General features: G+C 72.2%; 21 protein-coding genes. 5 read left to right on the forward strand and 16 right to left on the reverse strand.

The genetic code is table 11. The features are described from left to right. Positions 1-108: 108 nt before the first annotated feature. From CFK41_RS11945 to CFK41_RS11955, 3 genes are read right to left on the reverse strand one after another with little or no spacing between them, the layout of a single operon-like run. A complete protein-coding gene (locus CFK41_RS11945; RefSeq protein WP_096799862.1) occupies positions 109-2,454 on the reverse strand; it encodes a [protein-PII] uridylyltransferase family protein in 2,346 nt (781 codons plus the stop codon). After that, positions 2,444-2,782 (reverse strand): P-II family nitrogen regulator, encoded by a 339-nt coding sequence (locus tag CFK41_RS11950; protein ID WP_096799863.1) that lies wholly within the window; start codon positions 2,780-2,782, stop codon positions 2,444-2,446. Before CFK41_RS11950 ends, CFK41_RS11945 begins: the two co-directional genes overlap by 11 nt. Further along, a complete protein-coding gene (locus CFK41_RS11955; RefSeq protein ID WP_169928811.1) occupies positions 2,779-4,176 on the reverse strand; it encodes an ammonium transporter in 1,398 nt (465 codons plus the stop codon). The genes CFK41_RS11950 and CFK41_RS11955 overlap by 4 nt, the downstream gene beginning before the upstream one ends. Before the next feature lie 341 nt (positions 4,177-4,517). Here CFK41_RS11955 and CFK41_RS11960 point away from each other — a divergent pair, with 341 nt between their 5' ends. Further along, entirely contained in the window at positions 4,518-5,783 is a 1,266-nt protein-coding gene (locus CFK41_RS11960) for an acetamidase/formamidase family protein (RefSeq protein WP_227873063.1), read from the forward strand. A 92-nt stretch (positions 5,784-5,875) separates the two neighbouring features. Here the strand turns inward: CFK41_RS11960 and ftsY are convergent, their stop codons facing one another. From ftsY to CFK41_RS11980, 5 genes are all read right to left on the reverse strand, one after another. Next, entirely contained in the window at positions 5,876-7,405 is a 1,530-nt protein-coding gene (gene ftsY / locus CFK41_RS11965) for a signal recognition particle-docking protein FtsY (RefSeq protein WP_096799864.1), read from the reverse strand. Between the two features lie 102 nt (positions 7,406-7,507). After that, positions 7,508-7,666, reverse strand: a complete 159-nt coding sequence (locus CFK41_RS17940; protein WP_169928812.1) for a hypothetical protein — start codon at positions 7,664-7,666, stop codon at positions 7,508-7,510. Between the two features lie 76 nt (positions 7,667-7,742). Next, complete coding sequence (gene ndk, locus CFK41_RS11970; protein WP_096799865.1) at positions 7,743-8,168, reverse strand: nucleoside-diphosphate kinase; 426 nt, start codon at positions 8,166-8,168, stop codon at positions 7,743-7,745. A 91-nt stretch (positions 8,169-8,259) separates the two neighbouring features. Then, positions 8,260-8,685, reverse strand: coding sequence for a DUF4233 domain-containing protein (locus CFK41_RS11975; protein ID WP_096799866.1), 426 nt, complete (start codon positions 8,683-8,685; stop codon positions 8,260-8,262). Between the two features lie 2 nt (positions 8,686-8,687). After that, positions 8,688-10,037 carry a bifunctional folylpolyglutamate synthase/dihydrofolate synthase gene (locus CFK41_RS11980; RefSeq protein ID WP_151904741.1) on the reverse strand — a complete coding sequence of 450 codons (1,350 nt, stop codon included), beginning with the start codon at positions 10,035-10,037 and terminating at the stop codon, positions 8,688-8,690. A gap of 225 nt (positions 10,038-10,262) precedes the next feature. On the opposite strand from CFK41_RS11980, the gene CFK41_RS11985 reads away from it, so the two are divergent. Beyond that, a complete protein-coding gene (locus CFK41_RS11985) occupies positions 10,263-11,078 on the forward strand; it encodes a hypothetical protein (protein WP_096799868.1) in 816 nt (271 codons plus the stop codon). Then, complete coding sequence (locus tag CFK41_RS11990; RefSeq protein ID WP_096799869.1) at positions 11,075-12,637, forward strand: WXG100 family type VII secretion target; 1,563 nt, start codon at positions 11,075-11,077, stop codon at positions 12,635-12,637. Before CFK41_RS11985 ends, CFK41_RS11990 begins: the two co-directional genes overlap by 4 nt. 36 nt (positions 12,638-12,673) lie before the next feature. Here the strand turns inward: CFK41_RS11990 and CFK41_RS11995 are convergent, their stop codons facing one another. Both CFK41_RS11995 and ileS read right to left on the reverse strand, forming a co-directional pair. Next, positions 12,674-13,117: a hypothetical protein gene (locus CFK41_RS11995; RefSeq protein ID WP_096799870.1), complete on the reverse strand. Its 444-nt coding sequence runs from the start codon at positions 13,115-13,117 to the stop codon at positions 12,674-12,676. 271 nt (positions 13,118-13,388) lie between these two features. Then, positions 13,389-16,685, reverse strand: a complete 3,297-nt coding sequence (ileS, locus tag CFK41_RS12000; protein WP_096799871.1) for an isoleucine--tRNA ligase — start codon at positions 16,683-16,685, stop codon at positions 13,389-13,391. A gap of 440 nt (positions 16,686-17,125) precedes the next feature. Between ileS and CFK41_RS17945 the strand changes: the two genes are divergently transcribed. Together CFK41_RS17945 and CFK41_RS12010 are read left to right on the forward strand one after the other, a co-directional pair. Further along, positions 17,126-17,365, forward strand: a complete 240-nt coding sequence (locus CFK41_RS17945) for a hypothetical protein (RefSeq protein WP_096799872.1) — start codon at positions 17,126-17,128, stop codon at positions 17,363-17,365. Between the two features lie 135 nt (positions 17,366-17,500). Then, positions 17,501-17,773, forward strand: a complete 273-nt coding sequence (locus tag CFK41_RS12010) for a 2Fe-2S iron-sulfur cluster-binding protein (RefSeq protein ID WP_096799873.1) — start codon at positions 17,501-17,503, stop codon at positions 17,771-17,773. A gap of 65 nt (positions 17,774-17,838) precedes the next feature. On the opposite strand, the gene CFK41_RS12015 is transcribed toward CFK41_RS12010, so the two are convergent. The 6 genes from CFK41_RS12015 to CFK41_RS12040 all read right to left on the reverse strand — a co-directional run bounded on the left by CFK41_RS12015 (position 17,839) and on the right by CFK41_RS12040 (position 23,821). Then, the gene (locus CFK41_RS12015) at positions 17,839-18,063 is read right to left on the reverse strand and encodes a hypothetical protein (protein WP_096799874.1); all 225 of its coding nucleotides are present in this window, start codon (positions 18,061-18,063) and stop codon (positions 17,839-17,841) included. A 180-nt stretch (positions 18,064-18,243) separates the two neighbouring features. Then, positions 18,244-20,112, reverse strand: coding sequence for an ABC transporter ATP-binding protein (locus tag CFK41_RS12020; RefSeq protein ID WP_096799875.1), 1,869 nt, complete (start codon positions 20,110-20,112; stop codon positions 18,244-18,246). Continuing rightward, positions 20,112-20,897 (reverse strand): SDR family oxidoreductase, encoded by a 786-nt coding sequence (locus CFK41_RS12025; protein WP_096799876.1) that lies wholly within the window; start codon positions 20,895-20,897, stop codon positions 20,112-20,114. The genes CFK41_RS12020 and CFK41_RS12025 overlap by 1 nt, the downstream gene beginning before the upstream one ends. A gap of 56 nt (positions 20,898-20,953) precedes the next feature. Continuing rightward, positions 20,954-21,865 (reverse strand): cation diffusion facilitator family transporter, encoded by a 912-nt coding sequence (locus CFK41_RS12030; RefSeq protein ID WP_096799877.1) that lies wholly within the window; start codon positions 21,863-21,865, stop codon positions 20,954-20,956. Next, on the reverse strand, positions 21,862-22,326 hold the full coding sequence (locus CFK41_RS12035; RefSeq protein WP_096799878.1) for an ArsR/SmtB family transcription factor: 465 nt from the start codon (positions 22,324-22,326) through the stop codon (positions 21,862-21,864). The genes CFK41_RS12030 and CFK41_RS12035 overlap by 4 nt, the downstream gene beginning before the upstream one ends. A 262-nt stretch (positions 22,327-22,588) precedes the next feature. Then, a complete protein-coding gene (locus CFK41_RS12040) occupies positions 22,589-23,821 on the reverse strand; it encodes a dicarboxylate/amino acid:cation symporter (protein ID WP_096801065.1) in 1,233 nt (410 codons plus the stop codon). Between the last annotated feature and the right edge of the window lie 220 nt (positions 23,822-24,041).

A 24,041-nucleotide genomic window follows, 5' to 3' on the forward strand; every position in this document is an offset into this window, starting at 1 on the left:
GTGTAGTGCGCTCCGCGCCGACACCCCAGGATGCGCGCGATGGGCCACAGGAGAGAACCACCACCCCGGCCCGCCGCCGCAGGGCGGAGGCGGGCCGGGCCGGAGCGCTCAGGTGGCGGCGGCGTCCATCAGCGCGGCGACGATGCGGCCGACGGTGGGCGGATCCAGCGCCCGGCCGTGCTGATCGGTGAGGTAGAGGACGTCCACGGCCCGTCGGCCGAGGGTCATCACGTGCGCGCTGCGGACCAGCAGGCCGTGCAGCGTGATGGTCTCGGCGAGGTCCGCCAGCAGGCTGGGCCGGTTGCGGGCGTTGACCTGCACCACGGTCGCCTCCCGGGAGGCACCGGGCAGCAGGGTCACCACCGGGGTGTCCTCGGCGGTGCGCGGTGGCGGGGCGGGCGGCAGCTCGAGCACGCGGGCGTCGGGCCGGTCCCGATGGGCCAGCTCGCGGTCCAGGGCCGAGCGCAGCACCGAGGGGTGCGGCAGCTCCGAGGGCAGCCCGGCCACCCACCAGGTGTTCACGGCGATGCCGTCGAGGGTGCTGACCACCGCGCTGTGCACGTCCAGGCGCAGCCTCACCAGCACTCGGGCCATCGCGGCGAAGACGCCCGCGCCGTCCGGGGCGCCCAGGCACAGCTGGGAGATGGGTTCGTCCTCGAGCGGGGCGGGGTAGATCACCTGCGCGCCGCCGGTGCGCAGCACGGCGTCCCGCACCGCCTCCTGGGCGGAGCGCTGAGGGGCGAGGCGGAGCCGCGGCGCGGAGGCCGTGCCCCGCAGGGTGTCCCGGGCGCGCTCGCTGAGGTGGTCCACGAGGTCGGCCCGCCATGCGGACCATGCGGCAGGACCGGCGGCGATCGCGTCGGCCTCGGTGAGGGCGCGCAGCAGCTCGAAGGTCTCCAGGTCCTCGCCCACGGCGGTGAGCAGCTCGCGCAGCGTCGCCGGGTCCGCGAGGTCGCGGCCGGTGGCCAGGCCGATGAGGGTCAGGTGCTCGCGCACCAGGGTCCCGATCACGCGGACATCGGCCTCGGTGAAGCCGAGGTGACGCGCGGCGGCCTCGGCGAGCGGCGCCCCCTCCGAGGAGTGGTCGCGGGCATCGGCCCGCTTGCCGAGGTCATGCAGGAGCGCCGTGACCAGCAGCAGGTCTGGTCGGCTCACGCGGGACAGCATCCGCTGCGCCTCGAGCACGGTCTCGATCTGGTGGCGGTCCACGGTGTAGCGGTGCACGGGCGAGTGCTGGGGACGGTTGCGGACGGCGGACCATCCGGGCACCCAGCGCTCGACGATGCCCTTGACGTCCAGGGCCTCGTAGACATCGGCGAGGTGCTCCCCCGCCAGGGCGTCCACGAGCACGTCGCGCTGCGGGGCGGTGAGCGGAGCGCCGGGCGCCTGGGCCATGCGGGCCAGGGTGGCGTCAGCCAGCGGGAGGCCGGTGGTGGCCGCGTGCCGCACCGCGGCCAGGTCGCGCAGCGGGTCCTGGACGGTGGTGTCCACGGACACCTCGCCCGACTGCACGAGCACCCCGTGGGGGTGACGTTCGAGCGCGGGCCGACGGTCGGTGCCCGCACCGCGGGTGCCCTGGCCGCCGGGGGCCGTGGCGGCCTGGGCCGCGCGGACCGTGCGGTGCAGCTCCCAGGTCACGGCGCGGGCGGCCTCCGCGAGCACCATGTGGTGCTCGTCGGCGGTGGCGTGTCCGGTCAGCGCCGCGACGGCGTCCTGGTCCGCGAGGCGGAGCCGGGTGCCGGAGCCGCCGGTGACGGCCTGGAGCGCGTCCCGCGCGTCGCGCAGGGTGTGGGCGGCGGCGTCGACCACCGCGTGGTCGTGATCCGCCAGCCAGCTCTCCGCGATCGCGCGGATCACGGTGATGTCGCGCAGGCCGCCGCGGTCGGACTTGAGGTTCGGCTCGGAGGAGTGGGCGAGGGAGCCGTAGCGGCGGGTGCGATCCTCGGCGAGCTCCGCGAGCTCGCCGGCCCGACGGCGCGCCTCGCGACGCCACTGGCCGCGCACCCGGGTGGCGGCGTCATGGACGAGACGCTCGTCCCCGGCGATGGTGCGCAGGTCCAGCAGGGAGATCGCGGCGCGCAGGTCGGTCCCGGCGACCTCCTCGCACTCCGCGGGGCTGCGCACGGAGTGGTCCAGCGACGTCCCGGAGTCCCAGATCGGGTACCACAGGGCGGTGGCGAGGGTGGACGCGTGCTCCTCGTCGACCTGCTCCGGGTCCAGCAGGAGCACCAGGTCGAGGTCGCTCGCGGGGCCGAGCGAGCGGCGGCCGAGGGAACCGATCGCGGCGAGCGCCGCACCGCTCGCCGGCGCGCCGGCGCCCTCCCACAGCTCGCGCAGCCAGACCTCGACGAGATCGGACTGGGTGCGACGGCGGGAGGGGCCGGCGGTGGGATCCGCGAAGCCCTCGTGGAGCACCTGGGTGATCCGACGGGAGGAGAGCTCCTCAGAGGGCATCCGCCCCCCGTTCCCCGGTGCGCACGCGCACGACGGTGCCGACCTCGGTGGTCCAGACCTTGCCATCTCCGATGCGGCCGCTCCGGGCGGCGGCGAGGATGAGGTCGATGAGCGCGTCGACATCCTCCTCCTGGGCGAGCACCTCGAGCTTGAGCTTGGGGATGGTGTCGATCGTGTACTCGGCGCCGCGGTAGACCTCGGTGTGTCCGCCCTGGCGACCGTAGCCTGCGACCTCGGTGACGGTGAGCCCGCTGACCCCGTACTCGCGCAGGGAGTCGATGACCGGCTGGAGGGCGTGCGGCTGGATGATCGCGGTGATGAGCTTCATCGGGTCTCTCCTGTGGCAACGGGCTGGATCTGCTCCTCAGCAGGGGCGGGGACAGGCTCCTGGGCGGGGGCAGGGTTGCGCGGCTCGGTCCCGGAGTGGTCCAGGGGGAAGGAGCCGTGCTGGGCGGGGACGCGCTCCCGTCGGGTGGCGAGGGTGCCTCCCAGATCGTATCCGGCCTCGGCGTGGTGGGTGATGTCGATCCCCGCCCGCTCGTCCGCCTCGGGGATCCGCCAGCCCATGGTGTAGGCCAGCACCATCGCGATCGCGGCGGTGAGGACACCCGAGATGAGCATCGCGGCCACGGCGATGAGGGTCTGGACGATCAGCAGGTTCACGCCGCCGCCCAGCAGCAGGCCGCCGTCGGCGGCGAGGAAGCCGATGCCGATGGTGCCGACCAGACCGCCCACGAGGTGCACGCCGACCACGTCGAGCGAGTCGTCCACGCCGAAGCGGTACTTCAGGCCCACGGCGAGGGCGCAGGCGAGACCGGCGGCCAGGCCCAGGACGATGGAGGTGATCGGGGTCAGCGCCGCCGCGGCCGGAGTGATCGCGACCAGACCGGCCACGACGCCGGAGGCCATGCCCAGCGAGGTGATGTGCTTGTCGCGGATCCGCTCCACGAGCGCCCATCCCAGCATCGCACCGGCGGTGGCGACGGTGGTGTTGACCCAGGCGAGGCCCGCGGTGCCGTCGGCCGTGCCGGCGGAGCCGCCGTTGAAGCCGAACCAGCCGAACCACAGCAGCGCCGCGCCGAGCATCACGAGCGGCAGGTTGTGCGGCTTCATCGGCTCCTTGCCGAAGCCCTTGCGGGCGCCGACCACGAGGGCCAGCACGAGTCCGGCGACGCCGGCGTTGATGTGGACCACGGTGCCGCCGGCGAAGTCGACCGGCTCGGCGATGGCGGCGAACGGCCCGTCACCGCTGAGGAGGCCGCCGCCCCAGACCATGTGCGCGATGGGTGCGTAGACCACGAGGACCCACACCGCGGTGAAGACCATCCAGGTGCCGAGCTTGACGCGATCGGCGATCGCGCCGGAGATCAGGGCCGCGGAGATGATCGCGAAGGTCATCTGGAAGCCGGCGGCGACCATGAAGGGCACGCCGCTCTCGGCCAGCAGCGACTGGTCGTCCGAGCCGGCGAGGCCCAGGAACTCCAGGGGGTTGCCGAACAGGCCGCCGACGTCGGAGCCGAAGGCGATCGAGTATCCCGCCACCGTCCAGACGATCGCCACGACGGCGATGGCGCTGAAGGACATCAGCATCATGTTCAGGACGGTGCGGGCGCGCACCATCCCTCCGTAGAAGAGGGACAGCCCGGGTGTCATCAGCAGCACGAGAGCGGCGCTGGTGAGGATCCAGGCGGTCGCCCCCGTGTCGAGGGAGAAGTTCTCCATGTCGGCTCCTGGTGGCGGAGGACCGGTCCGGGCGGCGGGGCCGTCTCTCGGACCGGGCGACCTGGCAGGTCGTCCCGGACATCGTGTGGCCGAGGGGCTCCTTCACCTAGGCCGAGGGGCCCCCGTGACCGTTCCGTGACCCGAAGTGCCGCTCCGTGGGACGTGGAGGGAACGCGTTCTCGGCACTCCTAGCGTCGGTCTCCCGGCGTCACGGCGCCGTCTGGCCACCCCACACTCCCCGCAGAAGGACAACCATGCCCCGCGCTCCGTTCGGATCCCAGGCCGCCGCTCTCCTCGAGGGAGGTCTCGGCCGGCGCCGCCTGCTGTAGGTCAGCGCCGCGTTGGGCGCCTCGGCGGGACTGCTGGGGGCGTGCGCACCGTCCCGGCCCTCCGCCGCCCCTGCCGGTCCGAGCGCCTCGGCCGCGCCGCAGATCCTGCAGCCCGGCAGCGGCAGCCCGAGCGGGGACCACTACCTCGCCTCGGAGCCGGACTCGGTGCTGTGGGGCTACGTCCCGACCGTCCACACGGCGCCCAGCCTGCAGATGGCCTCAGGTCAGACGGTGACCATCGATGCGCTCTCCCACGAGGGGATCCTCGAGGACCAGGGGCGCGATCCACGCGCCTTCTTCGGTGAACACGGGGTGGACGACGCCGAGGTGCTCGAGGACGCCGTCTCGATCGCCGCCGACTACGACCGCACCCCGAGGGACTTCGCGCTGGACGGACCGCACGTGGTGACCGGCCCAGTATTCGTCGAGGGCGCGATGCCGGGGGACGTGCTGAAGATCGAGACGCTCGAGGCGGTCCCCCGGGTCCCCTACGGCGTGGTCTCCAGCCGGCACGGCAAGGGCGCGCTCGCCGTGACCGCCAGCGACGGAGCGCCTGCGGGAATCACCGAGGCACAGGTCATGCCGCCGCCGTCGACCCGGACGGCGCAGGAGAGCGACCCGACGCAGTGGGGGAACGTCTCGACCTTCACCCGCATCGAGGACGGGCACGGGGTGATGGACCATGGCGCCGCGAAGGTGCGGTTCCCGCTGCGTCCCTTCATGGGGATGATGGGCGTGGCCCGCTCCACGGCGAGCGACCCCACCGACCCGACGGCGAACTCGATCCCGCCCACGCTCGGCGGCGGCAACATCGACATCCGCCTGCTGGGCGAGGGGTCGACCTTCTACCTGCCGGTGTCCGCGGAGGGCGCCCTGTTCTACGTGGGCGACCCGCACCACGCCATGGGTGACGGCGAGGTCGCGCTCACCGCGATGGAGGGATCGCTGCGCGGGACCTTCCGGCTGACCGTGTGCAAGAAGGGCGAGGGCGACGCCCCGGCGCTCGCACACCGGTACCCGTTCGCGGAGACGCCCGAGGCGTGGATCCCCATCGGCCTCTCGGATCCCGACGGCAGCGCGAACGGGCAGGGAGGGGACCTGGACGTCGCCATGCGCGTCGCCGTGGTCAACGCGCTGGACTTCCTCGAGCAGGAGCGCGGTATGGACCGGGCGACCGCTTACGCCTATCTCTCGGCCGCCGCGGACTTCACGATCTCCCAGGTGGTGGATCGGACCGTCGGCGTGCACGGGATCATCCCGAAGGCCCACTTCGACTGAGCGCTCCCCCCCCCAACGATGCAGGGAGGCGGCGCACCCTGCAGGGTGCGCCGCCTCCGTGCGTCCGGTCCGGGTGGACCCGGATGCCGCGTTCAGCCCTCGAGCAGGGCGTCGACGAAGCCGTGGGGGTCGAAGGGGGTGAGATCGTCCATCCCCTCGCCCAGGCCCACCATCTTCACCGGGACCCCGAGCTCGCGCTGCACGTTCACGACGATGCCGCCCTTGGCGGTGCCGTCGAGCTTCGTGAGCACCAGGCCGGTGATGCTGACGGCCTCGGAGAAGACCCTCGCCTGCTGCATGCCGTTCTGCCCGGTGGTCGCGTCGATGACCAGGAGGACCTCGGCGACCTGGTCGCCGTGGAGGCCCTTCTCGGCGACACGGCGCACCTTGCCGAGCTCGTCCATCAGGCCCTTCTTGTTCTGCAGGCGCCCGGCGGTGTCGATGATGACCACGTCGACCTCCTGCGCGATGCCCTCCTTGACCGCGTCGAAGGCCACGGCGGCGGGATCGGCGCCGTCGCGGTCCGAGCGCACGGTGTCGACGCCGACGCGCGAACCCCAGGTGGCGAGCTGGTCGGCGGCGGCGGCGCGGAAGGTGTCGGCGGCGCCGAGCACGACGGTGCGGCCGGCGGCGACGAGGACGCGGGCCAGCTTGCCCACCGTGGTGGTCTTGCCGGTGCCGTTGACGCCCACCATGAGGAGCACCGAGGGCACCTCGGTGCCATCGGGCGCCTCCCGCCGCGTCGCGGCGAGCCGGCGGTCGAGGGTCGGGTCGACCAGGGCGACGAGCTCCTCGCGCAGCGCCTCGCGCACGGCGTCGGCGTCGTCGGTGCCGAGCACCTGCAGGCGACGGCGGAGGTTCTCGAGCATCTCGTCGGTGGCGTCGGGGCCGAGGTCCGCCATGAGCAGCGTCTCCTCGATCTCGTCCCAGGTGCTCTCGTCCACGGTGGTGCCGCGGGTGAGCAGGGTGAGGATGCCGCGTCCGAGGGCGCCGGAACGGGAGAGCCTCTCGCGCAGGCGCACCATGCGGTCGGCCGGGGCCTCGGGCGTCTCGATGACGGGGCCGGCGGCCGCGGGAGTCGGGGAGACCTCCGGCTGCGCGTCGGCGGGCTGCGCCTCGGTGGTCTGCGCCTCGACGTCCGGCGATGCGGCGGCCTCGACCTCTCCGGCCGGAGCCTCCGCGTGCTCGACGTCGGCGGGCTGCTCCGTCGGGACGGCCGGCGCGGTGGTGTCAGGAGCATCGGTCGAGGAGTCCTCGACGGTGCCGGTCTCCGGAGCGGCCTCCTGATCGAAGGGGACGTCCTGGGTGGAGGGCGCCTCCTCGGTCCCGGCGGGCGCGCCCGTCGGGGCCGTCTCCGAGGGGGCCTTCGAGGCGGCCGACGCCTTCGGGGCCGGCGCCGAGAGGGTGTCGTCCCAGGTCGGAGCGGCGGGCCGCTCCTTGACCGCGGTCGTGCTGCGGGAGGCTCCGGCGTCACGGTCGCCCGACGTTCCGTCGCGGCCGGCGGAATCGTCCGTCGGGGGCTTGCGCCCTCGGCTGCGGAGGTAGGCCCAGGCGCCGGCGCCGAGCACGAGCACACCACCACCGCTGCCGGCGATCAGTGCGAGGAGGGCATCAGGATCCACGGGTCACCTCCGAGGTCGGGAAAGCCGACGATGCGGCGAGGACGGCCCCAGTCTAGGCAGATGTCCTGAGCGCCCTCCCCCGTGGGTGCGCGGGGGGCGCTCTCAGCGACCGGTGCGGGAGGTGTGCCGTCGGTTCGCGGTCTCCTCGCCGTCCTCCTCGGGCGGCGTCCTCAGCTGAGGGAGCGCGACCACGAGCAGGATCCCCACCGCGAGCAGCACGGCGAAGGCCAGGAAGGCGATGACGACGAGGACTGCGTTCATGGGTCTTATTCTGCACGCCGGGGCGGGCGTGCGGTGAGGCGCGCCGTGCGGCGCGCCTCACCGTTCATGATCGGTCTCAGCCGAGCTCGGGGAACCAGATCGCGATCTCGCGGGCGGAGGACTCCTCCGAGTCGGAGCCGTGGACGAGGTTCTGGATGACGGGGAGGTCCTGCTCGCAGGCCAGATCTCCGCGGATCGTGCCGGGCGCTGCCTCGGTGGGGTTGGTGGCGCCGGCCAGCGAGCGGAAGCCCGGGATGACGTTCACGCCCTCGGCGACGATCGCGACCAGGGGGGCGGCGCCCATGTACTCGACCAGGCCGGGGTAGAACGGCTTGCCCTCGTGCTCGGCGTAGTGCGCGGCGAGCTCCTCGGAGGTCGCGGTGCGCTGGGCGAGGGCGAGGATGTCATAGCCCTTGGCCTCGATGCGGCGGAGGATCTCTCCTCGCAGGCCGCGCTGGACGGCGTCGGGCTTGAGCAGGACGAGTGTGCGCTGTGCGGTCATGGTTCCAGGGTACCCACGGATCCGGGGACGCGAGGCGCAGGGGCGGTTCGGAGCGTCGGGCACGCGCCGCGAGTCCGACGACCGGCCCCGCTCAGTCCGTCGTGGACCCGTCCGCGCTGTCCTCGCGGGCACGGGACGCGAGCACCGACGCGTCCACCGCGTCCTTCTCCTGATCCAGCCGATGCCCCTTGAACGCGCCGTAGGCGTAGAGGGCGGCGAAGCCGAGACCCACCACCCACATCGGCGTGACCTGGAGGCCCAGGAGGATCACCGGCAGCTGCAGGAGCAGACCGAGCCAGTACGGCCAGGCCCCGCGACGCAGCATCCCGGAGCACAGGAGCAGGGCGAGCACGGTGAGCAGTCCCCAGACCCAGGTGAGGACCCGGTCCTCGGGGACGAGCTGGTGCGCGGCCAGCACGGCGAAGAACACCACGAACGCCTCGATGACGAGGATCGTGGCGGAGAACATCCGCTGCGCGCCGTGCGGGCGCGGGGACGGGGTGAGGTCCAGATCCATGCTCAGTCCTCCTCGGGGACGCCGAGCAGGTCGCGCACCTCGGCAGCAAGGGTGACCGAACCGGCGACCACGACGCCGCCGAACTGGTCCCCGCCCTCCTCGGCGAGGTCCACGGCCGCCTGGATCGCGTCGGGCAGGTTCGCCTGCTCGAGCACCCGGTCCTCGTCCTCGAAGATGTCCCGTGCGAGGTCCGCCAGGCGATCGGCGGGGATCGCCCGCGGCGAGCTCGACTGGGAGATGACCACGCTGTCCAGGAGCGGCTCGAGGACCTCGAGGATCTCCTCGGCGTCCTTCTCCTCCAGGATGCCGACCAGGCCGATGGTGCGGGTGAAGCGGAAGTTCTCCCGGACCGTCTCGACCAGGGTCAGGGCACCGGCGGGGTTGTGGGCTGCGTCCAGCAGGACCGTGGGGGCCTGGCGCACCACCTCGGCGCGGCCCGGCGAGGTGACGCTCGACAGCGCGGCGCTCAGCATCTCGCCGTCCAGGGCGGTGCGGCCGTCCCCGAGCAGGGCCTCAGCCGCGGCGACGGCGAGCAGGGCGTTGCGCGCCTGGTGCTCGCCGAGCAGGGAGAGGAAGACCTCCTCGTAACGGCCGGCGATGCCCTGGAACGAGAGCATCTGCCCGCCGACCCCTGGGGTGTGCGAGAGCAGCCCGATCTGCTGGTCCTCGACCGCGGCCTCGGCGCCGAGCTCCGTGATCCGCTCGCGCAGTACGTCGGCGGCGTCCTGGTAGGGCTGGGAGGCGATGATCGCGGTGGCGTCGGCGGTGAGGATGCCGGCCTTCTCCGCCGCGATCTCCGCGATCGTGTCGCCGAGATAGTCCTGGTGATCCAGGGAGATCGGGGTGACCACGGCGACGTCCGGGGAGACCGCGCCGGTCGCGTCCCAGGTGCCGCCCAGACCGGTCTCGACGACGGCCACGTCCACGGGCGCGGAGGCGAAGGCCTGGAAGGCCATCGCGGTGAGGTACTCGAAGTAGGTCAGGCGCACTCCCCCGGCGGCCGACTGCTCGGCGTCGACGATGGCGGCGAACGGCTCGACGTCCGCGTAGGCCTGGAGGAAGCCCTCCTCGTCGATCGGGACGCCGTCGATCGCGATCCGCTCCACCGGCGAGTGCAGGTGCGGGCTCGTGGTGCGACCGGTGCGCAGCCCGGCCTCGCGCAGGATCCGCTCGAGGATGCGGGCGGTGGTGGTCTTGCCGTTGGTCCCGGCGATGCGGATCGACCGATAGGAGTTCTGCGGGTCCCCCATCAGCTCCATGACGCGGGTGATCCGCGAGAGATCCGGCTCGATCCGGTTCTCCGGCGCCCGCTCGAGCAGCGCCGCGTAGACCTCGCGCAGCTCGGATGACATGGCCGGGCGGGATGCGCCCGGGCGGGAAGGACTCGGCACTGCGGCTCCTGGGGATCTGGCGTCGAAGGGGGTTCGCTCCAGTGTACGAGGGCCGGCTGGACCGTTCCTCCCCACTGCGGGCCGGTCCACATGGGGCGGAGTGCCCATCCCGGGGCGACGGCGATCTCCCTAGTCTCCGGGCAGGATCGACGGCGGATCGGGCTGTCGGAGGACGAGGGGGCTGCGATGGTCGAGGTGATCGCGACCGTGCCGCAGGCGGCGCGGTGGGCGCTGTCGCCGGGCGACGGAGGTGCGGCCGGGGGCCGTGCCCGTCGTACGGCGTGGAATCCCGTCTATCGGGTGCTGGTCGGTGACGGTCCCGACGAGGCGGCACTCTCCTCGCGCGCCCGGTCGGCGCAGCCCTCACCCGCGGAGCTGGACCTGCTCCGGCGGCATCTGGCCTCGCCGGCGCTCCTGGTCGCCGCCGTGACGGCCGCAGAGCACACGCACCGGGTGCGGTTCGGCCTGGATCCGGCGGGCGCGAGCACGGAGCGGTCCGATGACACGTCGGAGTCCCGCTGGGGAGAGGTGCCTCTCCACGCGGTGCCGCAGCAGATCCTCGATCTGCTCGAGGAGTCGGGACCGGATCTCCGGCGACCCGGAGTCGAAGGGCATGCCCGGGGCGGCGCGCTGCGGCTGTCCGAGGAGCTGGCCCGCGTCGCCCAGGCGGCGCTGGCTGGCGGACCGTCCATCGAGGCGGCGTTCACACAGATCCCCGACATGGATGAGGCGCTGCGCGACGCGGTGACGACGACCGGTCCGCGTCTCTCGCTCTCCCTCACCCTCCATGACCGGGGCGGCGTCGCCGCCGAGTCGCCCGTGACCTGGTCCCGGCTGTGGGTGCAGGGGCAGCGCGGCCTGTACCGGCTGGACAGCCGGTCAGGATCCGTCCTGACGGTGCGACCGGTGGCGAGCTCGGACGTCCTGGACACGCTGCTGCCGATCCTCGAGCAGGGCGTGCGCTTCTCCGCAGCCTGCTCCGAGGCGGGCGGAGCGCGATGAGCGCCTTCTGGGGCATGGACCCCGAGCAGATGCGCAGCCACGCCCAGCGGCTCCGCACCGCCTCCGGCGAGGTCGAGGCCCTGTCCGCCCGGCTGGGCACGACGGTGGAGGCGGCGACCTGGACGGGCTCCGACGCCGACGCGTTCCGAGAGCGCTGGGCGGTGCTGGCCTCGAGCCGGCTGACCGCATTGTGCGAGGAGCTGCTCGCTCTGAGCGAGGCCAGCGCGCAGGAGGCCGATCAGCAGGATGCCGTCTCCACCCAGAGCGATCCCGTCGGCCCGACCGGCGGCTCCTCGTCGCCTGCCGAACCCTCGCCGACCCGCCGTGGGTATCGCCACGAGAATGATCCCCTGATCCCGGGCCGGCTGGGGAGTCCCGCGGAATCTCTCCTCTCCGGCGTCGCCCAGCGCGTCTCCGACGGCATCGGCTGGGGCGTCGACGCCGGGATCGACCTGCTCGAGGGCGGGCTGGGCCTGTTCGGGGTGAACACCGACGGCATCGCGCAGCTCCACCGGGATGCGGACCACTTCGGCGGCATCCTCGAGGACTGGGCGACCGGCGATCGGGTCCCGACCGTCGCAGAGGTGGGTGCCGCGGGCCTGCTCACCCTCGGCTCCGCCGGCGTCGGCATCCAGGAGGCGATCACCGGAGAGGACACGCCTTTCCTGGACGACCGTCCCGGCGGCATCGTCGAGTCGGTCCGCATGGAGGCGACGAGCGCCCCGCAGGACCTCCAGGATCTGATCGCCCGGAACGATGCGCTGCGGCTTCCCGACGGCGGGGCGCAGGACAGCGGCCAGATCGGGATCCAGGAGATCCGACGCGCCGACGGCGGCGCCCCGGGCTACATCGTGCAGATACCGCCCACCGAGGGGGCCTCCATCACGCACGTCCCGGAGGCATGGGGCGGGCAGGGCAGCTCGCGCGACTGGGCGTCGAACCTCCGCCTGGTCGCCGGTCAGCAGCCTGCCGCGATGGACGATGTGCGCGCCGCGATGCAGGCGGCCGGGATCCCGGCGGGCTCCGACGTGATGATCGTGGGCCACTCGCAGGGCGGGATCGTCGCGAATCACCTCGCCGCGGACCCGGCCTTCAACTCGCCCACGGGCGAGGCGGGCAGCTACAACATCACCCACACGTTCACCGTCGGCTCGCCCGTGCAGACGGTGGTGCCGGCGCAGGGCTCCACCCAGTCCGTGAACGTCCATCATCAGATGGACGCGAGCGCGCAGGGATTCAGCGGAGACCTGATCGCAGGGAGCGATCTGGACGGTCTCCAGATGGACGGCGGGATCCTGGGCGCTCCGAACCGGCACGAAGTCTCGTTGCCGGGGTATCCGGTGCCGTCCCCGAACCCGGTGGAGATCCTCGAGCACAACCACGATTCGACAGGGCGGGACGGCGAGCTCGACCTCGGCTACTCGGGAAGCGTCGATCGTGCCACGGGCACCGATCCGACGCTCTCCGCGCTCCAGCGCGAGCTCAGCGGGACCTATCTCGGCGAGGGCACTCACGTCGCCGAGTCACAGGTCGTGACGGTGGGCCGTGGCGAACCGTGAGCCGGCGGGGACGGCGCCGCAACCGGGCGGCATCCCTCAGCCGATCCCGTACTTCTCGAAGAACGCCCCGGCCGAGACTCTGTCGGCCCTCGGATTCTCCGTGGGCATGTCCGGATCGAGCTCGAGCACGTCGAGCTGCTGCCCGTCACCCAGCCGCGCGACGATGCCGCCGACCTTCAGTCCCGATGCGGCGTCGCCGTCGAGCTCGTCGGCGATCACCGAGATGATCGCCCTCATCGCGTCGTCGAACACGTGGACTCCGACCTCCCGCTCAGTGGTCCCCAGCTCGACGGTGCCCCGAAGTGCTGTCGAGAAGCTGTTGTTCACGAACCGCTCGAGCTCGGCGGATTCGACTCCCTCCACCGCGGCGGCGGCCTCCGCCGCCTCGTCCGAGACGTCCTTGCCGCCGACCAGGCATCCGCTCAGCACCAGCGTCACCGCCCCGGTCAGGCTCCCGAGAGCTCCCCGTCTGCTCACCATCACCGCTCCTCCACCGCTGCTCGGGCGAGCTCCTCCGCCCTGCGATTCCGCCCTGCGATTCCGCTCTCCGACTCCGCCTGAGCATGCCACAGCCTGAGCCCGCGGGGCGGTCGGTCGCTCGGAGCTGTGGACGGACCGCGGGCCGTCCGCTGGACGCCTGCAGACAGCACCGTGGCAGGCAGGGGCGGCGCAGGACCGTAGGCCCGACCACCTGCCCCCGAACGACGACGGCCCCGGACCGTGCAGGTCCGGGGCCGTCGAGGTCAGGAGATCAGGCGCGGGCCACGGACACCGTCACGCTGCCGCCCGAGACCTTCTCCGTCGAGGAGTGCGCGCCCTCGGCCGGAGCCGCGGGCACCGTGAGCTCGACCGCGAGCACCTCGGCGGCGACGAGTTCGCGGTGCGTGCTGACCGCCGAGACCACGGTCTCGTCACCATCGACGGTCAGACGGATGCGGTCCGAGACCTCGAAGCCCGCCTCGCGGCGCGCGGCCTGGATCGCACGGACCACGTCGCGCGCAGTGCCCTCGGCCTCGAGCTCGGGGCTCACCCGGGTGTCCAGCGCGATGAAGTCGCCGCCGCGCAGCACGCCCACGGCATGGCCCTCCATGGCCGAGGAGTCGCCGGCCACGAGGTCGAGCGAGTACTCGCCCTCCTCGAGCGCGATCCCGCCGGAGACGACCTGACCGGCCTCGTCCACGGACCAGTCGCCCGACTTGGAGCCCTTGATGACGACCTGGACCTGCTTGCCCAGCCGCGGGCCGGCGGCGCGGGCGTTGACGCTGAGCCGCTGCTCGACGCCCATGCCCTGGGCCTCCTCGCTCGCGACGTCCAGCAGCCGCACCGCCTTGACGTTGAGCTCGTCGGCGATGATCCCCGAGAACCCCTCCAGGGAGGTCGGGTCGTGGTGGACGACCGCCAGCTCGGCGAGCGGGAGACGGGCGCGCAGCTGCTCCTTCTTGCGCAGGGAGTTGCCGACGCTCGCGATCCCGCGGACGTCGTCCATGCGGGCCACCAGCTCCGGGTCGCGGGGGAACAGGTTCGCGTCGGGCCAGTCGGTGAGGTGCACGGACCGCCCGCCGGTGAGCTGCTTCCAGATCTCCTCGGCGACCATCGGCAGCAGCGGCGCCGCCACCTGGCAGAGGGTCTCCAGGCAGGTGGAGAGCACGTCGATCGCCTGCTCGTCGCCCTCCCAGAAGCGGTCGCGGGAGCGACGCACGTACCAGTTGGTGAGCATGTCCAGGTAGTCCTGGATCAGCTCGGCGGCGTCGGCGATCGCGAGCGCGGTCATCGACTCCTCCACCTCGCGCACGAGGTCGCCGGTGCGGGCCAGCAGGTACCGGTCCATGACGTCGGTGGAGTCGAAGCGGGTCCGGCCGCGGTATCCCGTCGGCTTCCCGCTCGCGTCCTTCTCCCCCGCCGCGTTGGCGTACAGCCCCAGGAAGTACCAGACGTTCCACAGCGGCAGCACCATCTGACGGGTGGCATCGCGGATCTTCGGCTCGTCGACCACGAGATTGCCGCCGCGCAGGATCGGCGAGCTCATGAGGAACCAGCGCATCGCGTCGGCCCCGTACTTGTCGAACATCTCGCGCACATCGGGATAGTTGCCCAGCGACTTGGACATCTTCTGCCCGTCCTCGCCGAGCACGATGCCGTGGCAGATCACCGAGGTGAAGGCCGGGCGGTCGAACAGCGCGGTGGACAGCACGTGCATGACGTAGAACCAGCCGCGGGTCTGCCCGATGTACTCCACGATGAAGTCCGCCGGGTTGTGGGACTCGAACCAGTCGGTGTTCTCGAAGGGGTAATGCACCTGCGCGAACGGCATCGAGCCGGAGTCGAACCAGACGTCGAAGATCTCCTCGACACGGCGCATGGTGGACTGCCCCGTCGGGTCATCGGGGTTCGGGCGGGTGAGCTCGTCGATGTAGGGGCGGTGCAGGTCCACCTCGCCGAGCTCGTTGTGCGGCAGGGTGCCGAAGGCCTCCTCGATCTCGGCGAGAGAGCCGTAGACGTCGATCCGCGGGTGGTTCGGATCGTCGCTCTTCCAGATCGGCAGCGGGGTGCCCCAGTAGCGGTTGCGGGAGATCGCCCAGTCGCGGGCGCCCTCGAGCCACTTGCCGAACTGGCCGTGCTTGACGTTCCCGGGGACCCAGTCGATCTGCTCGTTCAGCTCGAGCATGCGCTCGCGCTGGTCGGCGACCTTCACGTACCAGGAGGAGACCGCCTTGTAGATCAGCGGGTTCCGGCAGCGCCAGCAGTGCGGGTAGGAGTGCACGTAGCTGGCCTCGCGCATCAGGCGTCCGGCCTGCTGGAGGTTGCGGATGATCGGGCGGTTCGCCTCGAACACCTGCACCCCGGCGATCTCGTCCAGCGCGGTGCCGGCGAAGTAGTCCAGGAACTGCGCACCCTCGTCCACGGAGACGATCACGGGGATGCCGTACTCGGCGTTGACCTGCTGGTCGATCTCGCCGTAGGCGGTGGCCTGGTGGACCACGCCGGTGCCGTCATCGGTGGAGACGTAGTCGGCGACGGTGACGATCCAGGCGTTCTCGGTGCCCCACTTGGCGCGGTCCTCGGAGTAGACCGTCCACAGCGGCTCGTAGGCGACGTGCTCGAGCTCGGACCCGGCGAGGACCCGCTCCTCGCTCGCGGCGAGCGCGTCCTCGGCGCTATCATAGCCGAGCTCCTTGGCGTAGGAGCCGAGCAGGGCCTGCGCCATCAGGTAGCGACCCTCTCCCGCGCCGGTGCCATCGGCGGCACCCAGCGGCCCGGCGGGGACCACCGCGTACTCCACCTCCGGGCCGACGGCGAGGGAGAAGTTGGTGGGCAGGGTCCAGGGAGTGGTGGTCCAGGCCAGCGCCTTCACGCCGTCAAGACCCAGCTGCTGGGCCTTCTCCCCGGTGAAGGGGAAGGTGACGGTGACGGTCTGGTCCTGGCGCTCCTTGTAGACGTCGTCGTCCATCCGCAGCTCGTGCGCGGACAGCGGCGTCTGGTCCTTCCAGCAGTAGGGCAGCACGTAGTAGCCCTCATACGCCCGGCCCTTGTCGTACAGGGTCTTGAACGCCCACAGCACCGATTCCATGAAGGTGACGTCGAGGGTCTTGTAGTCGTTCTCGAAGTCGACCCAGCGCGCCTGGCGGGTGACGTAGTCCTCCCACTCCTTGGTGTACTTCAGCACCGAGGCCTGGGCGGCGTTGTTGAACTCCTTCACGCCCATCGCCTCGATCTCGGACTTCTCTGTCATGCCGAGCTCCCGCATCGCCTCGAGCTCGGCGGGCAGGCCGTGGGTGTCCCAGCCGAAGCGGCGATCCACCTTGTTCCCGCACATGGTGCGGAAGCGCGGGACGACGTCCTTGACGAAGCCGGTGAGCAGGTGGCCGTAGTGCGGCAGGCCGTTGGCGAAGGGCGGGCCGTCGTAGAAGACGAACTCCTCGGCGCCCTCGCGCTGCGCGATGGAGGCGCGGAAGGTGTCGTCGCTGCGCCAGAACTCCTGGACCGCGTTCTCGAGCGCGGGCAGGTTCGGCGAGGGGACGAGGGAGTCTCCGGTGACCGGGTAGACCATGAGGAGGGACCTCCGAGGAAGAACGGGGCGGCGAAAGGACGGCATGCTGTCCGAGGACGCTTCCCGACCCGAGGGCCGGTGGCGCGGTACCACCTCGGTTGATGCCGTGCGCCGACGGATGCGACGCAGGGCCTCCCCTTGTTCCTCAGCTGTGACGGGCTGGTCCCGGCGGGTTCTACTGCGCCCGCGCCCGAGGGCGATGGGCGGTTCTTCCCGCGGCTCTCCGGTGATGGCCGGGTCGATGCCGATGGCGAGAAGTGTACGTGCCCGGCCTGCCGAGGTCACGCCCGGCCCGGGCGGAGGAGACACGGCGAACAGCACGGGGCGGCGGGGCGGTCCCAGCGAAACCGTGCCCGATCCTCAGCCCCTGCACAGGGGAAGGCACTGGACTGTCCCCAGCGGCGACGAGGACGCCGCTCCCCCGATCAGGAGGAGACGAGATGGACGACGACATCCCCCCGCGACGCAGTCGCGCGGTGGCCGGAGCCTCCGCGATGGGCGCTGCGGCGCTGCTCGTGCTCAGCTTCGGCCCGTCCGCGCTGGCGCTGTCGCCCTCGACCTCGGTGGCGCACCCGGCCCGGACCTCGATCACCGCGTCCGTCACCCCGGCCGCCGCCCCGGTGACGGATCTCCGCGGATCCGGTGTCCGCTCGGCCGACGACGCGGACGACGCCCGCTGATCGGTCCGCACCCCACGCCGCGGGAAGGCCGGGACGAGGCATGGCTCACCTCGTCGTGAGCGGGATGTCGTGGAACACTGGGACCTTCACGGAACCGACCCGCGCCGCGGGTCGGACGATGCAGAAGGAGCGAGGATGTCGCTGTTCGGAGAGCCCTTCACCGCCAAGTGCCTGAAGTCCGGGATCACGGTCGAGGTCGCCGAGGGCCAATCCCTCCTCCAGGCCCTGCTCGACGCGGACATCCCCATGGACTATTCCTGCGAGGGCGGCGTGTGCGGCACCTGCGTGGTGCCCCTGGTCTCCGGCGAGGTCGAGCACATGGACGAGTTCCTCATGGACGACGAGCAGGCCGACCAGATGATCACGTGCGTCTCGCGCGGCGAGGGCGAGATCGAGATCGACGTCTGATCCCTCACGCGAGGACCCTGCGCGGGATGACCTCCCGCGCAGGGTAGGTGCGGGCCGAGGCCCCGTCAGAGACGCGGGCCGGCGACGACCCAGGTCAGCACCACCAGCACGATCAGCGCGGCGGCGCTGCCGATCGCCACGGGCAGCGCCAGGCTCGGACCCGCCACCAGCAGCAGGAGCATCCCGACGGAGGCGATGGCGAGCAGGAGGGCGAAGAGGGCGGGATGGCCCACGGCCGGCTTCCCGCGGCGAAGCTGCAGAGGTGCCGTCGAGTGATGCGTCGTCGCCATGCTGAGGTCCTCTCCACCCTGCGGTGCAGGAGTGCGTCGATCCGGTGAGCGCGGCCGTCTCCTCCGACGGTGAGCTCCGATGGATCGATCCTCTCCCGGGCGTCGCGGCGACCGCATCCCGCCCAGGGAGGACTTCCCTCTACGCCTTTGGTCGTACCCCGGCCGTTCCGATGCCGTGGCTCAGCGCCGGGCGGGGCCCTGGACGTCGCCCTCCCGCCACGCGTCCTGGCGCGCCAGCTGGGCGAAGGTGCCGTCGCCGTCCACGAGCTCCTCGTAGGTGCCCCGCTCGACCACCCGTCCGTGCTCCATCACGAGGATCTGGTCCGCGTGGCGGATGGTCGAGAGCCGGTGCGCGATCGAGACGGTGGTGCGGCCACGGGCGGCGGCGTCCAGCGCCCCGGACATGGCGCGCTCGGTGGCGACGTCCAGCGCCGAGGTGGCCTCGTCCAGCAGCAGCACCGGCGGGTCGCGGAGGATGGTCCGGGCGAGCGCGAGGCGCTGCTTCTCCCCGCCCGAGAAGCGGTAGCCCCGCTCCCCGACCACGGTCGCGTACCCCTCGGGAAGCGACAGGATGTGTTCGTGGATCTGGGCGATGCGGCAGGCCCGCTCGAGCTCCTCGTCGCTCGCGTCGGGCCGGGCGAAGCGCAGGTTCTCGGCGATGGAGGCGTGCAGGAGATACGTCTCCTGGGTGACCACGCCGATGCTCGCGGCGAGGGAGCTCATGGTGATGTCGCGCAGGTCGTGGCCGTCCAGGGTGATCCGCCCCGCGCTGGGCTCGTAGAGCCGGGCCATGAGGTAGCCGGTGCTGGTCTTGCCCGACCCGGTCGCGCCCACCAGCGCGGTGTGCTTCCCCGCGGGCACCACGAGGTCGATCCCGTGCAGGGCGGGAGCTTCGGCGCCCGGGTACGTGAACACGACGTCCTCGAAGCGGATCTCACCGCGCACGGTGCCGGGATCGAGGTCGAGGGCGTCGGGTGCATCGCTGATGAGGATCGGGGCGTCGAGGTACTCGAAGACCCGCGCGAACAGCGCCAGCGAGCTGTTGACCTGGCTCGCGACCCGCAGCAGCCCGTTGATCTGGGGGAACAGCCCGGACTGCAGGGCGATGAAGGCGACGAGCGTGCCGATCGTGATGCCCTGGCCGGTGGGATCGCGGAAGAGCAGGTGCCCGCCGAGCAGGTAGGTCAGCGCCGGGAACAGCGCCATCAGCGTGGTGAACACGGCCATGTGCCAGCGGCCGGCCATCTCCGAGCGGACCTCGAGGTCGGCGAGCTCGCGGGAGTCCCCGGCGAAGGCTCGGCTGAGGGCCTCGGTACGGCCCATCGTGACCCCGAGCAGGATCCCCGAGACCGACAGCGACTCCTGGATCCCGGCGGAGAGGTCTGCGGCCTTCTCCTGCCGGGAGCGCACGATCGCCCGTCGGCGTCGGCCCACGCGGCGGTTCATCCAGACCGCGAAGGGCAGGGCGATCAGCGAGAAGAGCGTCAGGCGCCAGTCGAGGGCGAACATCGCGACCAGGGCCATCAGCACCCCGGCACCGGCCGAGACGATCTGGGTCATCACGGAGGTGACGACGGCCTGCATCGAGCCGATGTCCGAGAAGATGCGGGACTGGATCTCGCCGGTGCGGGTACGGGTGAAGAACCCCAGCCCCATGCGCTGCAGGTGCGAGAACACCGAGACCCGCAGGTCGTGCATGACGGACTGGCCCACCCGGGTGGAGAGCATCGACTGGGAGACGCCGAGGGCGCTGGCGACGATGGTGACGGCGATGAGCCCGCCGACGGACCAGCCCAGCACGTCGGCGCGCTGCTCGGGCAGCGCGACGTCCACGATCTCGCGGATCAGGAACGGGGAGACGACCCCGGCCGCCGCGGCGAGCACGATCAGCGCCAGGACCGCGATGAGGGTCCCGCGGTAGGGGCGGAAGAGCCCCAGGACCCGGCGGAGGTCCGCCCGCTGACCCGTCGCGGGCTCGGCATCCTCGCGCATCCTTCCGCCGCCCATGCCGCCCATCCCCCCGCCGGGGCCCATCGGTCCGTGGACCATCAGACTCCCTGGTGCCGGGCGACCCGGTGCGCCGCGGCCTGTGCCAGGGGCCGCACGGTCACGAGGTCGAGGTTCACGTGGTGGGGCGCGTTCAGGGCGTAGGAGATGACGTCCGCGCAGTCCTCGGCGGTCAGCGGCTCCTCGACCCCGTCGTAGACGGCGTCGGCCGCATCCTGATCGCCGAGGCGCACCAGGGAGAACTCCTCCGTGCGGACCATCCCCGGGGCGATCTCGATGACCCGCACCTTCTCGCCGTTCAGCTCGAGCCGCAGCGCCGCGGCGAGCATGTGCTCCCCGGACTTCGCCGCGTTGTAGCCGGAGCCGCCGGGGTAGGCCTCCTGCGCGGCCACCGAGGTGACGAACAGCAGGTCGCCGCGGCCGCTGCGACGCAGCGCAGGGAGCAGGGCGCGCGTGACCCGCACGGCGCCGAGCACGTTGATGTCGTACATCCGCTGCCACTTGTCGAGATCCGCCTCGGCGGCCGTCTCCACGCCGAGCGCTCCCCCCGCGACGTGCACGACAGCGTTCACCGACCCGCCGAAGAGCTCCTCGCTGCGCCGGACCAGGCCCTCGACGGAGTCGTCGGAGGTGACGTCGACGGCCAGCACCTCGCAGCCGGTCTCCTCGGCGAGCTCGTGCAGTCGGTCCTCGCGCCGGGCGACGGCGAGCACCTGCCAGCCGTCGGCGACCAGCCGCGCGGCGGTGGCCCGGCCGATGCCGGAGGACGCCCCGGTGACGACGGCGGTCAGGCGGGGAGTGGCGCTGGAGACGTTCGCAGTGGTCATGACCTCAGAGTACGCGGAGGGCGCAGGGCCCGACGGTGCGTCCCGCCGGGCGCGGACTACCACCCGATCTCGAGGCACCCGTGGTGGTCGGTGGGCTCGGTCTGGACCGTCGCGTGGGCGATGCCGTGACGCTCCGCGAGCAGCTCCTGGGCCGCATCGAGCACGGGGTGCGGCTCCGCGCCCGCCTGCACCACGAGGTGCACGGTGGCGACCTCCATGCCGGAGGTGAGGGTCCACAGGTGCAGATCGTGGACTTCGGCCACGCCGGCGAGCGCGCGGAGATCCGCCTCCACCTGCCGGGGGTCGATGTCCGCCGGAGCGGCCTGCCCCAGCACGGTGAGCACCTCGCGGGCCAGCAGCACCGCGCGCACCGCGATGAACGCCCCCACCGCGAGGGCGACCACGGTGTCGATGACGTTCGCGCCGGTGGCGCGGATCAGCACCGCGGCGACGATTACGCCGACCGATCCGAGGGTGTCGCCGAGGACCTCGAGGTAGGCGCCCTTGACGTTGAGGCTCTCCCCCGCGCCGTCGCGCAGCATCAGCAGCACCACGAGATTCACCACGAGCCCGAGGAACCCCACCACGAGCATCGGGCCGGTGTCCACCTCGACCGGGGCGCCGAGCCTGCTGATCCCGCCGAGCGTCACCGCGACGGCGACCACGAGCATGATCAGCACCGCGAGCAGCGCCGCGAAGACCTCGAGGCGGTAGTTGCCGAAGGTGCGCCGGCCGTCGCGGGAGGGCCGGGCGGCGAGCACGGTCGCGGCGAGCGCCGCGCTGAGCGTGACGACGTCCGCCGCCATGTGCCCGGCGTCCGAGAGCAGCGCGAGGGAGCCCGAGAGCAGGCCCACCACGAGCTCGACGACGAAGAACCCTCCGATGAGCACGACGGCGACGGCCAGACGTCGGCGCTGCGCGGCCCCGGCGTGACCGGCGGCCGGAGCAGGACCGTGGGAGTGGCTCATGAGGCGGCCCCCTGCGCACGGTCCCGCTCCGGGTGCTGCATGTCGCTGTGGGCGGTGTGGGTCATCGCGAGCTCGAGCAGCAGGCGCACGTGGGGATCGTCGAGCCGGTAGAACGCCCGGCGGCCCACGCGGCGCACGGCGACGATCCGATGCGCCCGCAGCAGCTTGAGCGCATGGGAGACAGAGGACTCGGAGTGGTCGGTGGCCTGCGCCAGGTCGCTCACGCACAGCTCCGCGTCCCGCAGGGCGATCAGCAGCCCCAGCCTCGAGGGGTCGCCCAGCAGGGAGAACACATCGGCGAGGTCGGCCGTCTCCTCCGGCGCCGGGAGCCTCTCGCGCAGCTCCTCGAGCTCGTCCTCCTGGAGGGGGACGGCGCGGTCCTGCGGGGAGTCGCCGGGCCGGTCGGCGGCCCCGCTCAGACCGACGAGGCAGCCCGGAACGTCGTCTGAAGAGCTGTTCATATGTTCAGTGTTGCATGGATCGCCGGATCGGGATACCGGGCGATGAGGATCGATCTGGTCCTGGGGTCCAGCGCGGCACGGGGGGATCGACGCCGGACGCGCAGTCGCCGCCGCGGCGACGGATCGAGAAGGCCTCCAGGGGCGGCGCCGGCGGGGCGGCTCCAGGAACGCCGACGGCCGGCAGGGTGCGATCCCTGCCGGCCGTCGGCGCCGTGCGGCGCCGCTGCGCCGCGTCCGCGTCCGCGTCTGCGTCTGCGCGGGGTCAGACCCCGTGCACGTGCGGGGCATCATCCAGCGCCGGGGCGTCGACCCCGCGGCCGCGGCCCAGTCGCGCCATGAGCGCGGCGATCGCGCCGTCGCCCGTGACGTTGGTGGCGGTGCCGAAGGAGTCGATCGCGATGTACGCGGCGATCATCAGACCCACCGCCGCCTCGCCGAAGCCGAGCATCGAGGAGAGCACACCCACGGCCGCCATGATCGCGCCGCCGGGCACTCCCGGGGCCGCGATCATCACCACGCCGAGCATGAACACGAAGCCCACCAGCGCGCCGACGTTCAGGTCCATGCCCGTGACGATCATGATCGCCACTGCGAAGGTGGTGATCTTCAGCGTGGAGCCGGCGAGGTGGATCGTGGCGCACAGCGGCACCACGAAGTCCGCGATCGCGGCCGGCACCCCGTTGCGCTTGGTGCACTCGGTGGTCACCGGGATCGTCGCCGCCGAGGAGCTGGTCCCCAGAGCCGTCATGTAGGCGGGCATCATCGTCCACAGCATCTTCAGCGGGTTGCGGCCCATGGCCCAGCCGGCCACGACGTACTGGGCCAGCAGCACCACGACCGTCATGCCGAAGACCAGGACGATGACCGCGAGGAAGGTGCCGATGACCGTCCAGATCTGACCGTTCATGGTCAGCCCGAGGAACATGCCGAAGATGTACAGCGGCAGCAGCGGGATGATGATCGCCTCGATGATGCGCACCACGATCGTGCGCAGCTGGACGAAGGACTCCTGGAGCGCCCCCTTGGTCACGAGCGTCAGCCCGATGCCGAGGCAGAAGGAGAGCACCAGCGCCGTCATCACGTCGACGACCGGCGGGATCTCGATCTCGAAGTACGCGGCGATCGCGGAGTCCTCGGGGTTCTCGAGCGAGCCGATGCTGGAGCCGGCGAGCATCCTCGGCAGCAGGAGCAGGGAGAGGCCGAGCGCGAAGAGCCCGCAGAGGATCGTGGAGACGTAGGCGACGCCGGCGGTGGCGGCGAGCATCCTGCCCGCGCCGCGTCCCAGCTCGGCGATCGCCGGGGTCACCAGGCCCACGATGATCAGCGGGATGAGGAATCCGAGGAACCCGGAGAACAGCCCGTTGAAGGTGGTGAAGACGCGGGCGATCGCCTCGGGCATCACCAGGCCGAGGACGATGCCGAGGATGATCGCGACGACGATGCGCGGCAGGAGTCCGAAGCGGCGACGCCGCGGTGCGGGCTCCGCGGCGCTCATGGACTGCCCCTCGGCGCCGGCGGGGTGGTCGGAGGGGACGTCGGGGCCGCTCGCAGCGGGCTCGACGTCGATGTCGGGGGTGCGGTTCATGGCAGTCCGGTTCAGGGCTGGGGATGGGACCGGGCCAGCGTAGACGGACCGTGCACGGCGCAGGGACGCGCCCGTCGGCCGACGGCTCCGAGGCGTCCTCGCACCAGGACGGAGCCGCTGGTCGAACTGG

Source organism: Brachybacterium ginsengisoli (genome assembly GCF_002407065.1).
In the GTDB taxonomy this organism is placed as follows: Bacteria; Actinomycetota; Actinomycetes; order Actinomycetales; family Dermabacteraceae; genus Brachybacterium; species Brachybacterium ginsengisoli.

Bases quoted from the DNA above. Each gene is read 5' to 3' on its own strand.
- CFK41_RS17945 (WP_096799872.1), top strand. From the start codon at position 17,126: ATGGACGACGACATCCCCCCGCGACGCAGTCGCGCGGTGGCCGGAGCC.
- CFK41_RS12030 (WP_096799877.1), bottom strand. From the start codon at position 21,865: ATGAGCCACTCCCACGGTCCTGCTCCGGCCGCCGGTCACGCCGGGGCC.
- CFK41_RS11975 (WP_096799866.1), bottom strand. From the start codon at position 8,685: ATGGATCTGGACCTCACCCCGTCCCCGCGCCCGCACGGCGCGCAGCGG.
- CFK41_RS11985 (WP_096799868.1), top strand. From the start codon at position 10,263: ATGGTCGAGGTGATCGCGACCGTGCCGCAGGCGGCGCGGTGGGCGCTG.
- CFK41_RS11950 (WP_096799863.1), bottom strand. From the start codon at position 2,782: ATGAAGCTCATCACCGCGATCATCCAGCCGCACGCCCTCCAGCCGGTC.
- CFK41_RS12010 (WP_096799873.1), top strand. From the start codon at position 17,501: ATGTCGCTGTTCGGAGAGCCCTTCACCGCCAAGTGCCTGAAGTCCGGG.
- CFK41_RS17940 (WP_169928812.1), bottom strand. From the start codon at position 7,666: ATGAACGCAGTCCTCGTCGTCATCGCCTTCCTGGCCTTCGCCGTGCTG.
- CFK41_RS12020 (WP_096799875.1), bottom strand. From the start codon at position 20,112: ATGGTCCACGGACCGATGGGCCCCGGCGGGGGGATGGGCGGCATGGGC.
- CFK41_RS11995 (WP_096799870.1), bottom strand. From the start codon at position 13,117: ATGGTGAGCAGACGGGGAGCTCTCGGGAGCCTGACCGGGGCGGTGACG.
- CFK41_RS12025 (WP_096799876.1), bottom strand. From the start codon at position 20,897: ATGACCACTGCGAACGTCTCCAGCGCCACTCCCCGCCTGACCGCCGTC.
- CFK41_RS12015 (WP_096799874.1), bottom strand. From the start codon at position 18,063: ATGGCGACGACGCATCACTCGACGGCACCTCTGCAGCTTCGCCGCGGG.
- CFK41_RS11945 (WP_096799862.1), bottom strand. From the start codon at position 2,454: ATGCCCTCTGAGGAGCTCTCCTCCCGTCGGATCACCCAGGTGCTCCAC.
- CFK41_RS11955 (WP_169928811.1), bottom strand. From the start codon at position 4,176: ATGGAGAACTTCTCCCTCGACACGGGGGCGACCGCCTGGATCCTCACC.
- ileS (WP_096799871.1), bottom strand. From the start codon at position 16,685: ATGGTCTACCCGGTCACCGGAGACTCCCTCGTCCCCTCGCCGAACCTG.
- CFK41_RS11990 (WP_096799869.1), top strand. From the start codon at position 11,075: ATGAGCGCCTTCTGGGGCATGGACCCCGAGCAGATGCGCAGCCACGCC.
- CFK41_RS11980 (WP_151904741.1), bottom strand. From the start codon at position 10,037: ATGTCATCCGAGCTGCGCGAGGTCTACGCGGCGCTGCTCGAGCGGGCG.
- ndk (WP_096799865.1), bottom strand. From the start codon at position 8,168: ATGACCGCACAGCGCACACTCGTCCTGCTCAAGCCCGACGCCGTCCAG.
- CFK41_RS12035 (WP_096799878.1), bottom strand. From the start codon at position 22,326: ATGAACAGCTCTTCAGACGACGTTCCGGGCTGCCTCGTCGGTCTGAGC.
- CFK41_RS12040 (WP_096801065.1), bottom strand. From the start codon at position 23,821: ATGAGCGCCGCGGAGCCCGCACCGCGGCGTCGCCGCTTCGGACTCCTG.